Here is a 14,404-nt window from a genome sequence, read left to right as displayed (position 1 = left end):
GGAGTGAGCATCTATGCGGATTTTGTATGTTTCAACTATATCGGCGACCATCAATGCGTTTTTAATCCCGCATATACACCTGTTACTGGATTTGGGACATACGGTGGATATGGCTTGCAATGTAAAAGATCCCATTGATCCATCACTTTTGGAACGCGGATGCCGGGTATTCCCGATGAGCTTTCAGCGTTCCCCTTTAAAGAAGAGCAACTACGCAGCCTATCAAAGCCTCAAGCAACTCATCAGCGAAGGGAAGTATGATTGTGTGCATACGCACACGCCAGTTGCTTCAACAGTGACGCGGCTTGCCTGCAGGAATATGCCTGATGTGAAGGTTATTTATACAGCACATGGTTTCCATTTCTTTGAAGGTGCACCGCGGAAGAATTGGTTAATTTATTATCCAGTGGAAAAATGGCTTTCCGGCTATACCGATCTGTTGATCACCATGAATAGTGAAGACTATGGACAGGCCAAAAAGAGGTTCCATGCCAAAGCGGGCCGCTTTGTGAAAGGTGTGGGGGTCAATTTGGATAAATACGTTGTTCCGTCTGAGAATGAGAAGCAGAAACTGCGTCAGGAATACGGCTTCGCTTCAGAAGCTTTTATCCTTGTCTATCCGGCTGAGCTGAGCTACAGGAAACATCAAGATTTGTTGATTGAGGCGATGGTAGGAGTCGCGAAGAATATCCCGAACAGCAAATTGCTGTTGGTCGGAGATGGACCGAGTGAAGAAGATTATCGACAATTGATCAGCGAACGCCAGCTCGAAAATCATATCGTGCTGATGGGATACAGGAAAGATGTCGCTAAACTGCTGATGCTTTCTGATGTGGCCGTTTCCTCATCCCGCCAGGAAGGCTTGCCGGTTAACGTCATGGAAGCGATGGCGACCGGGTTGCCTTTGGTTGTGAGCAATTGCCGGGGGAACAGGGATCTGGTCAAGGACGGCAGGAACGGGTATGTGATCACGGGCGATTCGCCGGAAACGTATGCTGAAAAGATAGGTCAGCTTTATAAGGATGCCAACGTTAGGGAAATGATGAAACACGCCAATTTGACGGATATCCAACATTATTCCACTGAAAGTGTCTTGAAGGAGATGGAAATCATCTACAAAGAATTGCTTGTCTAAGCGTGCTGACGGGAAATGGCAAAGCGCTAACTTTTGCTCCGGAAAGGAAGCCAAACAAATAATGGGGGGAAACACCATGATAAAAATAACGGTCATCATGGGTGTCTACAACGGCGCAAAAAAGCTGACGGCGGCAGTCGAATCAATCTTGAATCAGACAGTTACGGATTTTGAATTCATCGTGTGCGATGATGCATCATCCGACAACAGCCTCCAAATTCTCGAAGGACTAGCGGCAAGGGACAAGAGAATCAAGATCATCAGGAATCCCCACAACCTGAGTCTGGCGCCAACGCTCAACAACTGCCTACAGGCTGCCAGTGGTGAATATATAGCCAGGATGGATGCTGATGATATCTCGCATCCGGAAAGGTTTGAGAAAGAGGTGGCCTTTTTGGATGCACATCCTGAATATGCCATCGTCGGCACAGGCCGCAATATATATGATGACGGCGGCATTTGGGGGAGCCAGGGGGTTAGGGGAGAACGGTCAAAGTTGGATATCTATCGTGGGCTGACTTTTCTTCATCCTTCCATAATGATGCGCAAGGAGGCTCTGCTTGCTGTCGGAGGATACACGACTGGGTCGGAAACTGAAAGGCTGGAGGATTTCGATTTGTGGTGCAAATTGTACGAAAAAGGCTACAAAGGCTACAACCTGAGTGATGTGTTGATTGATTATTTTGAGGCCAAGGAATCTTACCGCAAACGAAAATACAAGTATAGGGTAAATGAATACAGGCTAAAAAAGAAATGGCGGAAAAAACTTGGGTTGCCTCTGAAATACCACTTACATGCTTATAGGACGCTTGCTGTCGGTCTGGCGCCACCGAGACTGATCCTAGCCTATCATGGTTGGAGATATAGGGGCAGGTCATGACAGCAGGTTAGATAGGATGGTGGCCAATTGCTTGCGTCGGGAACGATCCTGAGAAACTCGAAAGAGCATTGGGGGTGAGCGGATGTCACGCACAAAAAATTCACTGATCAATTTAACGGCAGCGATGGTCGGACAATTGGTGGCGGTGCCTATCGGGTTCGTGGCACGCTTGGTCTTCATAAGGATCCTGGGTGCCGAATATCTCGGTATCAACGGCCTCTTCACCAGCATCCTGACGATGCTTTCGTTGGTGGAATTGGGAATTGGCCCAGCCATTATATTCAGCCTCTACAAACCCTTGGCGGAAAATGATACAAAAAAAGTGCAGGCCATCATGCAACTCTACAAAAAAGCTTATACCATCATCGGTACAGGGATAATTGTTTTGGGCATGGGCATGACGCCATTTCTATCGTACCTCATCAAAGACGTACCCGACGTCAACAATATTGAAATCATCTTCCTGCTGTTCGTCGGCAACTCAGCCATCTCCTATTTCTATGCCTATAAGCAAAATCTGATCGTAGCGGATCAGCGGCGTTATATCGTTACCATCTACCGCTATGCTTTCTTCTCGTTTCTCAATCTTTTGCAGATCGCATTTCTGTACGTCACCAGAAATTATATCTTTTTCTTGATTGTGCAAATTGCCTGTACCATGCTGCAGAATCTCATGGTGGCAAGAACTGCCGATAAGTTGTATCCTTTTTTGCGGCAAAAAACTGCAGAGAGAATGGATGATGACACGGTCAAGGAAATCAAGAAGAATACAGGCGCGATGGTTTCGCACAAAATAGGGGAAATTGTGACGAATTCAACCGACAACATCGTGATTTCTGCGATAGTTGGGACAATTTGGGTGGGGCTGTATTCGAACTATGTATTGATCACCATTGCGCTGAATGGGATAATGGGCCAATTTTTTTCTGCGATAACCGCAAGCATCGGAAATCTGGGGGCAACGTCCAACAAGGAACGGCTGTTGGTTGTCTTCCGGAGGGTACAGTTTGCAACTTTCTGGATTTTTGGTTTCAGCGCCATCTGTTTGTTCTATCTTTTCAATCCCTTCATTGCTGTCTGGATTGGGAAAATCTACTGGCTGTCTATGGATACAGTGTTGCTGTTGGCTGTGCTGTTCTATGTTCAGGGGATGAGAAGAGCGGTGCTTACCTTCCGTGAGGCGCTTGGCTTGTACTGGTATGATCGCTATAATCCCTTGTTTCAAACCGTGATCAATATAGGCGTTTCGATTGCTCTTGCGCCGAAATTTGGTGTTTCCGGGGTCATCATCGGGACATTGGTAAGCTTATTGACGACTTGTTTTTTGGTGGAACCATATTACCTGTACAAAAAAGGGTTTTCCGCTCCATTGAAATCATACTATTACAGATATGCCGTCTATACCGCGACAACGGCGGCTGCAGGCGGGGCTACCGGAAAATTCATTGGATTTATTACTGGAGAAACGCTTTCGGCATTGACCGGGAAATTCGTAGTTTGTTTAACGGTTCCGAACCTCATTTTCTTCCTGCTTTTTTGTCGGACGAAAGAATTCCAGTATTTCTTTTCACTGGCAAATAAGTTTGTGTTCAAAAAAGTAATGAGGAAAACAGAGTAATAAGGCATGAGACTGCCATACAAGATGAATCTTAACAGATTAGGTGATTAAAAGCGTAATCAGACGGGCTTTTATGATATAATCAGGGTATATAAAAAACAAATTTTCACCCCTCATCTTCAAAAAAATAGAGCAACAGCGCAAAATATTTTGCTGTTTGTTGCACACACTAACCTCGCATATCCCGCATATCCCGCATATCCCGCATATTTTCATCCAATCTCCATCTTTTTCCTTCCTTTCAATCCAAAATCACGCTATTCGACCTGCTTGTTTAACTGTGGTCAAATCTGCCTTTAAAGCAAAAGCCAACTCTTGTCTCTTGATAATAAAATAACTGAAATGTTAGGTGGTGCAGGATATGAAAACGTTATCTTTCAGAGGAAAAATGGTTGTGCTGATGATTGCTGACATCGGGTGTATCACATTGGCGGCTTTGCTGGCGTACTGGCTACTTGAAAATTATATCGCTCTGCCGGATGTTTACTATTATGTGATGGTGGGCATAACATGTGGCATCTATATCTTGTTGGGAACAATGCGGCATTTGTTCTCGAATATGCCCCATTATACAGACATCCACGATGTAGTCATCAATATTCAGATTTTGTCGGTTGCCTTTTTGCTCTCCGCAGTCGTTTCAACTGGGATTTTTGACCTGGTGAGTCGCCGCTATATCCTATTGACCTATCTTTTTAGCCTGTTTTTTATACCAGGCATTCGGATAGCCTGGCGCATGTTTCGCGAACGCAATGAGGATCTTTCCCGACAGAATATTTCGGATGGTAGAGGAAAAGTCAGAACGTTGGTGGTCGGTGCCGGGGAAGGCGGACGCCTCTTCATCTCGAGCTTGATGCACCGGCCGAATGAGATTGAAATCATCGGCATCGTCGACAGGGATGAGAAGAAGCGTAATTATCGGTTGATGGGCATCCCCGTGCTGGGTAAGGAGGAAGACATCCCACGACTGGTGGCCGAGATGGAGATTGATCAGGTGACGATTGCCATCCCTTCGCTGAAGCCTAAAGAAATGGAACGCATTTTGGATTACTGCAACCAAGTGGGCGTGAAAGTCAACCAGATGCCGAAGATAGAGGACGTCATGACAGGGAAATTGTCTGTCAATCGCCTCCGCGATATTGACGTAGTTGATCTGTTGAGCAGAGAAGAGGTCGAACTGAACAAAGAGTTGATTTCCGAAAATCTGAAGGACAAAGATATTCTCATCAGCGGTGCGGGTGGATCGATTGGATCCGAAATTTGCCGACAAGTAGCGAAGTTTGAACCAAGAAGCATCATATTATTGGGACATGGAGAGAATTCGATTTACTTGATCCACAGGGAGCTGAGCCTTCTTTATGGGAAAACGATAGATATTGTTCCCGTGATTGCCGATGTGCAGGACCGCAAGCTGATTTTTGAAGTGATGGCGCGCTATCAACCGGAATATGTTTTCCATGCTGCTGCCCATAAGCACATTCCGATGATGGAGTGGAATCCGCGGGAAGCGGTCAAAAACAACATCTACGGCACCAAGAATATGGCTGAAGCGGCCAAAGCCGCCGGAGTGAAGAGCTTCGTTATGATTTCAAGTGATAAGGCGGTTCGCCCTACCAATGTGATGGGTTCGACGAAGCGTATTGCGGAAATGATTGTGACGGCACTGAACGAACCCGGCAAAACAAAATTTGCAGCGGTCCGTTTCGGAAATGTCCTGGGCAGCCGAGGCAGCGTCATTCCCGTATTCAAAGAACAGATAGAAAAAGGTGGGCCTGTGACGGTGACCGATTTCCGTATGATCCGTTATTTCATGACCATACCGGAGGCAAGTCGTTTGGTCATCCAAGCCGGCGTGCTGGCAAACGGAGGAGAGATCTTCATACTCGATATGGGGGAACCCGTAAAAATAGTTGATTTGGCTAAAAAAATGATCAAACTGTCCGGCTACACGGAAGGGGATATCACGATTGTCGAAACAGGGATACGCCCCGGAGAAAAACTCTACGAAGAGCTGTTGGCAGACGAAAGCTTGCTGGATAGCCAAGCCTACGAAAAGATATTCGTCGGGAAAGCATCCGCTTACAAATTGGAAGACACCCTCGCTTTTGCGGACGAACTCGTCCAGCTTCCTGTCGGAGAAATCCGCCAGAACCTGATTGATTATGCTTGCGAGCATCAATAATTGTCTGTCATCAAGAAAACTGATAAACCACCTAAAGAAATATCCACCAAATACCTCGAAAGAAACCCTCAACATAAAGACACTCAACAGAATCAACCACAAGATAAAACCTCAAGAGATCATTCAAAAAATCCCCCAAATACAGCTTCGTGTATTTTTAACGAATAAGCTGTTCCTCATTCTGCTACCCACGGAAGGGAGACGGTTTTAATGACGGAAAAGAAAGAAAAGAGAATATTGTTGGCTTCCCCGCATATGTCGGGTTACGAAATGGACTATATCCAAGAGGCATTCGATACGAATTGGATTGCTCCGCTGGGACCGAATGTCACTGGATTCGAACAGGAAATATGCGCCTATACGGGCGCAAACTATGCAGAGGCTCTTTCTTCCGGTACGGCTGCCATTCATATGGCGCTGATGTATCTGGGTGTGGGCAAGGGGGACGTTGTATTTTGCCCGTCCTTGACTTTTTCCGCATCCGCTAATCCCATTATGTATCTGGGGGCAACACCGGTATTCATCGATTCGGAAAGGGAATCATGGAATATGTCGCCGATAGCTTTGGAAAAAGCTTTTGCGAAATATCCTCATCCAAAAGCGGTGGTCATCGTGAATCTTTACGGACAATCTGCCGATTATGATCAACTGAAGGCGATTGCGGATGAACACCATGTGCCGATAGTGGAGGATGCTGCCGAAAGTCTGGGAGCCACCTACAGGGGTGTGAAGACGGGTACAATCGGGGAAATCGGAATCTACTCTTTCAATGGGAACAAAATCATCACAACGTCAGGTGGCGGAATGTTGGTGGCGCGCGAGAAAAAAATAATCGAGAAGGTGGAATTTTGGGCAACGCAGGCAAAGGAAAATGCCCCCTATTACCAGCACAAGGAAATCGGATATAACTACCGGATGAGCAATGTCGTCGCTGGAATCGGCCGGGGGCAGTTGCAGGTATTGGATGATCGTATAGCCAAGAAAAAATATATTTTCGATTATTACGCGAATGCCTTTCAGGATATCGAAGAGTTGGAAATGATGCCGATTGCGGCTTATGGCGAACCGAATTATTGGCTTAGCTGCATGACGATCAGACCGGAATATGATATACGTCCAAAAGTCTTGTTGGACTATCTGGCAACGAAAAAAATTGAGGGGCGGCAAATCTGGAAACCGATGCATCTGCAGCCCGTTTTCAAAAGCTTCGATTTTTTCAGCAACAATCCGGAAGGGACAAGTGTGTCGGAAGACATCTTCGCGAGAGGGTTGTGCCTTCCGTCGGACACGAAGATGACGGATGAGGATCTGGAGAGGGTTGTGACGCGGGTCGGTTGGTTTTTTGGCGCTGAGGCCGCGCGTGGATCGAGTTTGATTCTGACTTTGATCCATAAGGGGATTCCTTTCTAGTACCTATGGAAATATGGTATAATGAAGACAATCATAAGGGGCGAAGCGGCACGTTGAGAACCTTTTCATCAGTTGCCTATTTGCCTTTGTCAGGCTGATTGTCATATGCCGAATACTAGGAGGGAATGCGATGAAGGAAGAAGTTTCTTTAAGAGACCTGATGGCAATAATAAAGCAAAGAATGATGATCATCATAAGCTTTGGCGCCTTTGGTCTTATACTCTCAGCAGTCTACACGTTTCTGGTTGTGACCCCGATGTACGATTCTACCACTCAATTACTGGTGAACCGTACAAATGATGGGACCAATAGTATTCAGCTCAATGACATCAATTCGAATGTACAAATGATCAACACCTATAAAGACATCATAAAAGGACCGGTCATATTGGATGGGGTCAAAGAGGATTTGGGCCTTGACTACTCTGTCACAGAATTGGCTGAAATGGTAGTGATTGACGTAAATCAAAATTCACAGGTTTTCTCGCTGACTGTTACGGGACCGAATCCAGACGAAGCAGCTGAGATCGCCAACGGAATCGCTGCGACATTTCAAAGTGCCATTTTTGACATCATGAATGTCGAAAATGTAAGTATCATTTCCGCAGCGGCTGTCAATTCAAAACCTGTTTCTCCTGTTGTAGTAAATAACTTGGTGATAGGTCTGGGGGTCGGCTTGCTGCTCGGATTCGGAGTAGCTCTGCTGCGCTATGCGATGGCGAAGACGGTTGACGATTATCAGTTCATTACACAAACCATCGGCTGGCCAAACTTGGGTATCATTTCAGAATTGAATAAGGAAGAGCGGACGGCCATCATTGCTTTGCAGAAACAAAGACTTGCAGCCGAGAGAGCTGCAAAAGGTGTGGTGGCTGAAACTGGACAAGTGGCTATCCCAAAACGGATTCCTGATGATGAAATGCCTTCCGTTGCGGTAGAGCAGCTGGAAAGCCCTAGGACGGCAGTTGATAGTGCCGTTGAGCAGGAAAAGGAAAAACAACCCAAGAAGCACCCGAAACAGCATTCGGCATCACATTCGGGCTTGAGCCGCGAACGTCTTGTGACAGTTGCGGACATGTCGAGGGAAAAAATCGGCGTCATCCTACAGAACAGTGATGGTACCCAATCCGTGGATTCAGGCAACAAGAGGGGGGAAAGATGATGGTGGAGGTAGCTAAAAAGAAAGCAAAAAAATCCAAACAATCCCACCGCATATACGGGCTGATCACCTTGGCCAGGCCGAACTCCCATGTTTCGGAGCAATTCAGGACGTTGCGGACCAATATCCAGTTCTCGATGGTCGATAAAAAATTGAAGTCGCTGATTGTGCTATCGGCAACGCCCGCAGCCGGGAAATCGACAGTGGCCGCGAACCTGGCGGTGACCTTCGCGCTACAGGGGAACCAAGTCCTGTTGGTTGACTGCGATCTGCGCCGTCCATCGGTCCACCGCGAATTCGGACTGCAGAACCAAGAAGGACTGACGAACCTGTTGGCCAATCAGAACGGGAACGGGATTGATGCTTATCTGCACTCGTGCGAAGTCGAAGGTCTGTCGATTCTGACTGGCGGACCGGTGCCTCCGAATCCGGCCGAATTGCTCTCCAGTAATCGGATGAAGCAGCTGGAAAAGGATGTTGCGGAACGGTTTGATTTAGTGATCTACGATACACCGCCTTTGTTGGGGTTCACTGATGCACAGATCTTGGCTGGTCGCGTGGATGGCACCATTTTCGTGGTCCATTACGAAGAGGACACAAAAGAAGATGTCCTGAAGGCGTCTGAATCATTGAAGATGGTCAATGCCAATGTGTTGGGCGTCGTCTACAACCGTGCGCCAGTCGGTCAGAAAGATCAAAGCTACTATTATTATAGCTATCACTACGAAGAATGATCTGTGTATTTATGTGCGTAGAAATGCGTTGAAACAGGGCGGTCTCGGATGAGGTCGTCTTTTTTTCGTGGATATGTGCTATTCCGAATAAGCAGGCTTTGGTCGGAAAATCCGGCTAGACGCAGCCTCATTGGAGCAACTGCCGCATTTCTGGGCTGTTCTCTGGTGAGGGTTTTTTGGCCAGAGAAGAGAATCTCGGTGTAAGACTACCTCCGGTCAGCACGGCTTCGCCGGAGGGACTGTGCTCCCCAGGCCGTTAACGCCGGCCAAGGGTACTCTCGCCGGAGTTCGCATCCCAAAAATCTCCAAATCAACCGCAAACCCTTTCGCCAAATTCCATTCCCCATATTGGTACTCACACATATATGAGGAATTTTATCAAAGGATGAAATTTATTTAGTCATCGCCCGCATTTAATGTATAATGAAAAAGAATACTTTATAGGAAGAGGATAGAATATATATGATAACTTTAAAATCTGAACGTGAAATTCAAGCGATGGAAGCGTCAGGCGCAATCCTAGCGGGAGTCCATGAAGAATTACGCGGTTTCATCAAGCCGGGTTTGACGACGATGGAAATCAATAACTTTGTGCAGTCACGCATTGAGGCTGCTGGTGCCATCTGTGAACAAATCGGTTTCGAAGGATATGAATATGCGACTTGCACAAGCGTCAACGACGAGATTTGCCATGGTTTTCCGGGTAAATATGTACTGAAGGACGGCGATCTGATCAAAGTTGACACGGTGGTGAACTACAACGGTGCCATGTCCGATTCTTGCTGGAGTTATGTGGTCGGCGAGGCTACACTGGAAGTCAAACATCTGATGGAAGTGACTGAGAAGGCTTTGTACTTGGGTATCGAGCAGGCGAAAGCAGGCAACCGTGTCGGCGACATCGGCCATGCAATCCAGACTTACGTCGAAAGCGAAGGGTTCTCTGTCGTGCGCGAATTCATCGGCCATGGCATCGGACCAACGATGCACGAAAGTCCATCCATTCCGCATTACGGTGAAGCCGGTAAAGGTCTGCGCCTGAAGGAAGGCATGACAATCACAATTGAGCCGATGGTCAACACGGGCATTTGGAAATCCAAAATGGATGACAACGGCTGGACAGCCCGAACGAAAGACGGTGGCTTAAGCTGCCAATTCGAGCACACAATCGCCATCACCAAAGAAGGCGCGAGAGTATTGACGCAACAACAATAACCAGAAGAGAGAGCATCTTATTCATAAAGATGAAGCCCTGAATTTATATTCCGGGCTCTTTTTTATTGAAATATTGATAGAAATCACCGAATAAAATATTGATAAATTTAGAGTGATTCAGCAATTTAATTTCGGGATATGGTGAAATTTACTTTCTTTTCGGGGGATTATGTAATAAGCGATATGCTCCTGAACTAGTACTTTGAAATCCAATAAAATACTTATAGTTATTTCAACAATCGTATAGTACAATGGTTTATAGTGGGAAAATCCGACACAAATGTCGTTTTTTGTTGTTTGAATAAATTTAGTTAATTTAAAATGTATAACCAGGAGGGAAATTATGGAGGAAGAAATATCATTAGGTGAAATTTTTGCAATATTGAAGCAACGGCTTGGCTCAATTATCTTGTGGAGTCTGGCGGGGTTGTTGTTGGCTGCTCTTTATACATTCTTTTTTGTGACACCGGCTTACCAATCGACATCTAAAATCGTGGTGAATCAAACACAGAACGCTGAACAGGCAATCACAAACACGGACATACAGACAAACCTGAGTTTGATTAATACCTATCAAGGCATAATAAAGGAACCGATTGTGCTTCAAGATGTAATTTCGAGTACCGAATCAGATTTAACTGTGGAAGAACTCGGAGAAAAATTAACGGTTCAAACGGAAACCAACTCTCTTGTATTTGGAGTCACAATTACAGATGGAAATCCGTACACAGCTGCTGAATTGGCGAATGCTACAGCCATTTCTTTTGAAGAAAAAATTGGCGATATTCTTGATGTGAACAGTGTGACGATTTTATCGCAAGCAGTGGTAGATCCTGATCCAATTTCTCCGAATATTCCAATGAATTTAGTGCTTGGTTTGTTGGTCGGATTGATGATCGGTGTGGGCCTAGCTTTCCTTGCGGAGTTCATGGATAAGACAGTAAAAGATGAAAAATTCATCGAACAGTTTGGTTGGTCTAATTTGGGTTCTGTCATGCAGATGTCTGAAAAAGAGCTTGTATCAACGCGCTTTGTACAGGTGAATCCTAATTTAGAATCTCGGAAATCGAAAAGACGTGTATAGGAGACGAAAAGTATGTTTAGATCTAATAAAAAGAAAATAATGAAGTTGAATAACCAACAACGCAAAGGTTTAAGTTTGATTTCAAGGATGAGACCAAAATCAGTCATTGCAGAACAATATAGAACTATTCGTACCAATATCCAATTTTCTATGGTGGATCGTGAAGTGAAATCCATTGTTATGACATCTTCGGGACCATGGGAAGGGAAATCTACGACGTCAGCCAACTTAGCTTCGGTTTTTTCCGATCAAGGAAAGAGTGTTTTGTTAGTTGATGCTGATATGCGCAAGCCCACCGTTCAGAAGACTTTTGGTATTAGCAATACACAAGGCTTAACCACTTTGCTCAGCACGCCGGGGCAGGAGGTTACCGAAACTATTCAACTGATTGATGGGACGGATCTACATGTATTGACCAGCGGGCCGATTCCTCCAAATCCATCTGAATTATTGAACTCAAAGAGAATGAATAATTTGATGAAACAACTGGAAAGCATGTATGATGTCATCATTTATGATATGCCTCCGGTTACTTCTGTAACGGATGCCCAGATTATGGCTGCAAAAGTGGATGGTGTGATTTTTGTTGTTCGTCATGGGGTTTCGCAAAAAGACGCTGTCTTAAATGCGAAAGATTTATTGGAAAATGTGAATGCGAACATATTAGGATTTGTCCTTAATGGGATTGAGAAGAAAAGCGGCCATGCCTATTATGGTTACGGCTATACGAGCGAAGGTGTTGAATAATGATTGACCTTCATTGTCATATTTTACCTGGTGTAGATGATGGAGCGCGCTCACTTGAAGATTCTTTAGCTATGGCTCAAAAAGCGGTTTCTGAAGGTATCGGACATATTTTAGTGACTCCTCACCACATGAATGGAAAATTTTTGAACAAAAAAGAAGATGTTATCAAAGCAACAGAATCTTTACAAATCGAATTAGATAATAGAGGGATTGATTTAACCCTATATCCAGGGCAAGAAATTCGGATCAATGGTGATTTGATTCAGGATATTGAAAATCACAATATATTATTTGTCGATGATGAAGAACGGTATGTTTTGATAGAATTTCCAACTTTGTCTATACCACACTATACAGAAGCTCTCTTTTTTCAACTAGGACAAAAGGGAATCACTCCAATCATTGTGCATCCTGAAAGGAATCAAGAAATTATTGATAATCCGGATATTTTGCTCCCGTACATTGAGAGAGGTGCTTTGGCCCAACTTACCGCCAGTAGTTATGTCGGAGTCTTCGGTAAAGAAATAGAAGAGCTCTCTGCGCAACTGATTGAAGCAAATTTGGTGCACATTCTTGCTTCTGATGCGCATAATATTAATGGTCGTGGGTTTCACATGAAAGAGGCGTACGCAAAGCTAGAAAAAAATTTTGGTTCAGAAATAAGCGACTATTTCTCGAGCAATACAAAAAAAATTTTTAATGGCGATTTTCTCCATTCAAATCCACCAACTGAAGTAAATCATAAACGTAAAAAATCCCGGAAGTTTTCTAATTTCATGAATAAACTTGTTAAGAGAAATGAAATAGGATCTTGAACGAATCATTTCATTTTCAAATGACTGTTTGAATAAGGAATCTTTTGACTATTCGAGACGTTTATTGCCGAGAATAGAAGCCAGTAAAAATTTTAAATGATAAAAAGAGCCTTCGATTGTTATCGCAATCTAGGGCTCTTTCTTTGTCATAGTGAATACGACTTTTCGTTTTTGCTAGCACCTTTTTTTGCATTGTCAGGTACAAGAGAAGTTTGTTTTTTTATTATGATTTTCAAAATTTCTTTTTTAGTATCCTAAATTGTTTTATACTGATAAAAGTATATAGGATTCTATCGCATAACGTTTTTTTGTGATAGACAACAATTCAGCAGGGGATGAGGAGCGCAACGATGGATGATTCCAAGAGCAGTTTCAAAAAAAAGAGAGTTCAGAAAAGACTGTTGCTTCTTTTCTTTCTTGGGGTTTTGGTGGTTTCGGGAGGCTGGATGTGGCGAGCATATGACCATATGGACAGCACGTTGGATGCTGTGTTTTATGGTGTGGAAACGCGGGACAAACGCAAGGATGCGGTGTCCTTATCTGCTGCGCAACCGATTTCCTTTGCATTGTTGGGAATCGATAGTTATGGCGATGAGCTGGAGGAGATGGGCGGGCGATCGGATACGATTATCGTTGTAACGATCAATCCTCAGACAAAGCAGACTACCTTAGTCAGCATTCCGCGCGATTCTTACACCGAAATGGTAAATTATCAAACGGATATAAATAACGAATACAATGATAAAATTACACATGCTTATGCTTTCGGGGGAACAGAGATGGCGCTCAATTCCATCCAAGAGTTCCTGAATGTGCCTGTCGATCATTATGTCGAAATCAATATGCACGGCTTAGAGTATTTAGTCGATGCCATCGGTGGGATCGAAATCACCAGTCCATTGACGTTCGAATATAACGGAGCTTCCTTCAAATCTGGGGATACCGTGACCTTGCAGGGGTGGGAGGTGTTGGCCTTCGCCCGTATGCGGTATGATGACCCACAAGGGGATACCGGACGTCAGCAACGTCAACAGTTGGTCATAAAAGCAATCATTGACCAATTATTGAGTATCGAAGGTATTTCTAATTATGAAGCGATCCTCTCATCAGTCGGAATGAGTATGCGCACGAATTTGACGTTCGAGAATCTGGTCGATATTCAAAAATATTACAGCGACTCCATCACTTCCTATGAGCAATATTTGATTCCAGGGGTAGGAATGTATATGGAAGATATCTATTATTATTATGTCCAACCAGAAGAACGTCTTCGTATTTCCAACTTGTTACGGGAGGAGTTGGGATTGGAGCAGGTTAGTGTTGATGATTTGAACTTCTCGGACGCGGATCTGCAGTTCGGATATGGGGGCAATGGCACTTTGGCGAAATGAATATGTTATAATAGGGATACATTTTTTTGTAAAACGG

12 protein-coding genes are annotated in these 14,404 nt (G+C 44.6%); all 12 read left to right on the top strand.

All coding sequences use genetic code 11. From position 1 onward, the window contains the following. Positions 1 to 13: 13 nt before the first annotated feature. Positions 14 to 1,135 (top strand): glycosyltransferase family 4 protein, encoded by a 1,122-nt coding sequence (locus tag PH235_RS11265; RefSeq protein WP_272162431.1) that lies wholly within the window; start codon positions 14 to 16, stop codon positions 1,133 to 1,135. Positions 1,136 to 1,211: 76 nt separating this feature from the next. After that, a complete protein-coding gene (locus PH235_RS11260; protein WP_272162430.1) occupies positions 1,212 to 2,015 on the top strand; it encodes a glycosyltransferase family 2 protein in 804 nt (267 codons plus the stop codon). A gap of 82 nt (positions 2,016 to 2,097) precedes the next feature. Then, positions 2,098 to 3,633: a lipopolysaccharide biosynthesis protein gene (locus PH235_RS11255; protein ID WP_272162429.1), complete on the top strand. Its 1,536-nt coding sequence runs from the start codon at positions 2,098 to 2,100 to the stop codon at positions 3,631 to 3,633. A gap of 361 nt (positions 3,634 to 3,994) precedes the next feature. After that, a complete protein-coding gene (locus PH235_RS11250; protein WP_272162428.1) occupies positions 3,995 to 5,815 on the top strand; it encodes a polysaccharide biosynthesis protein in 1,821 nt (606 codons plus the stop codon). A gap of 210 nt (positions 5,816 to 6,025) precedes the next feature. Continuing rightward, positions 6,026 to 7,225, top strand: coding sequence for a DegT/DnrJ/EryC1/StrS family aminotransferase (locus tag PH235_RS11245; RefSeq protein WP_272162427.1), 1,200 nt, complete (start codon positions 6,026 to 6,028; stop codon positions 7,223 to 7,225). Positions 7,226 to 7,355: 130 nt separating this feature from the next. Further along, positions 7,356 to 8,387: a YveK family protein gene (locus PH235_RS11240; protein ID WP_272162426.1), complete on the top strand. Its 1,032-nt coding sequence runs from the start codon at positions 7,356 to 7,358 to the stop codon at positions 8,385 to 8,387. Next, the gene (locus PH235_RS11235; RefSeq protein ID WP_272162425.1) at positions 8,384 to 9,118 is read left to right on the top strand and encodes a CpsD/CapB family tyrosine-protein kinase; all 735 of its coding nucleotides are present in this window, start codon (positions 8,384 to 8,386) and stop codon (positions 9,116 to 9,118) included. The genes PH235_RS11240 and PH235_RS11235 overlap by 4 nt, the downstream gene beginning before the upstream one ends. A 462-nt stretch (positions 9,119 to 9,580) precedes the next feature. Continuing rightward, positions 9,581 to 10,330 (top strand): type I methionyl aminopeptidase, encoded by a 750-nt coding sequence (map, locus tag PH235_RS11230; protein ID WP_272162424.1) that lies wholly within the window; start codon positions 9,581 to 9,583, stop codon positions 10,328 to 10,330. A 343-nt stretch (positions 10,331 to 10,673) separates the two neighbouring features. Next, positions 10,674 to 11,414, top strand: a complete 741-nt coding sequence (locus tag PH235_RS11225; RefSeq protein ID WP_272162423.1) for a YveK family protein — start codon at positions 10,674 to 10,676, stop codon at positions 11,412 to 11,414. Positions 11,415 to 11,426: 12 nt separating this feature from the next. Further along, positions 11,427 to 12,161 (top strand): CpsD/CapB family tyrosine-protein kinase, encoded by a 735-nt coding sequence (locus tag PH235_RS11220; protein ID WP_272162422.1) that lies wholly within the window; start codon positions 11,427 to 11,429, stop codon positions 12,159 to 12,161. Continuing rightward, a complete protein-coding gene (locus tag PH235_RS11215) occupies positions 12,161 to 12,976 on the top strand; it encodes a tyrosine-protein phosphatase (protein WP_272162421.1) in 816 nt (271 codons plus the stop codon). Before PH235_RS11220 ends, PH235_RS11215 begins: the two co-directional genes overlap by 1 nt. 446 nt (positions 12,977 to 13,422) lie before the next feature. Next, positions 13,423 to 14,367, top strand: a complete 945-nt coding sequence (locus tag PH235_RS11210) for an LCP family glycopolymer transferase (RefSeq protein WP_272162420.1) — start codon at positions 13,423 to 13,425, stop codon at positions 14,365 to 14,367. Positions 14,368 to 14,404 lie beyond the last annotated feature (37 nt).

It is taken from the genome of Trichococcus sp. K1Tr, from assembly GCF_028309625.1.
Classification (GTDB): domain Bacteria; phylum Bacillota; class Bacilli; order Lactobacillales; family Aerococcaceae; genus Trichococcus.
This window is presented reverse-complemented; position numbering and strand designations above follow the sequence as displayed.

Bases quoted from the DNA above. Each gene is read 5' to 3' on its own strand.
- PH235_RS11210 (WP_272162420.1), top strand. From the start codon at position 13,423: ATGTGGCGAGCATATGACCATATGGACAGCACGTTGGATGCTGTGTTT.
- PH235_RS11260 (WP_272162430.1), top strand. From the start codon at position 1,212: ATGATAAAAATAACGGTCATCATGGGTGTCTACAACGGCGCAAAAAAG.
- map (WP_272162424.1), top strand. From the start codon at position 9,581: ATGATAACTTTAAAATCTGAACGTGAAATTCAAGCGATGGAAGCGTCA.
- PH235_RS11225 (WP_272162423.1), top strand. From the start codon at position 10,674: ATGGAGGAAGAAATATCATTAGGTGAAATTTTTGCAATATTGAAGCAA.
- PH235_RS11250 (WP_272162428.1), top strand. From the start codon at position 3,995: ATGAAAACGTTATCTTTCAGAGGAAAAATGGTTGTGCTGATGATTGCT.
- PH235_RS11255 (WP_272162429.1), top strand. From the start codon at position 2,098: ATGTCACGCACAAAAAATTCACTGATCAATTTAACGGCAGCGATGGTC.
- PH235_RS11265 (WP_272162431.1), top strand. From the start codon at position 14: ATGCGGATTTTGTATGTTTCAACTATATCGGCGACCATCAATGCGTTT.
- PH235_RS11235 (WP_272162425.1), top strand. From the start codon at position 8,384: ATGATGGTGGAGGTAGCTAAAAAGAAAGCAAAAAAATCCAAACAATCC.
- PH235_RS11220 (WP_272162422.1), top strand. From the start codon at position 11,427: ATGTTTAGATCTAATAAAAAGAAAATAATGAAGTTGAATAACCAACAA.
- PH235_RS11215 (WP_272162421.1), top strand. From the start codon at position 12,161: ATGATTGACCTTCATTGTCATATTTTACCTGGTGTAGATGATGGAGCG.
- PH235_RS11245 (WP_272162427.1), top strand. From the start codon at position 6,026: ATGACGGAAAAGAAAGAAAAGAGAATATTGTTGGCTTCCCCGCATATG.
- PH235_RS11240 (WP_272162426.1), top strand. From the start codon at position 7,356: ATGAAGGAAGAAGTTTCTTTAAGAGACCTGATGGCAATAATAAAGCAA.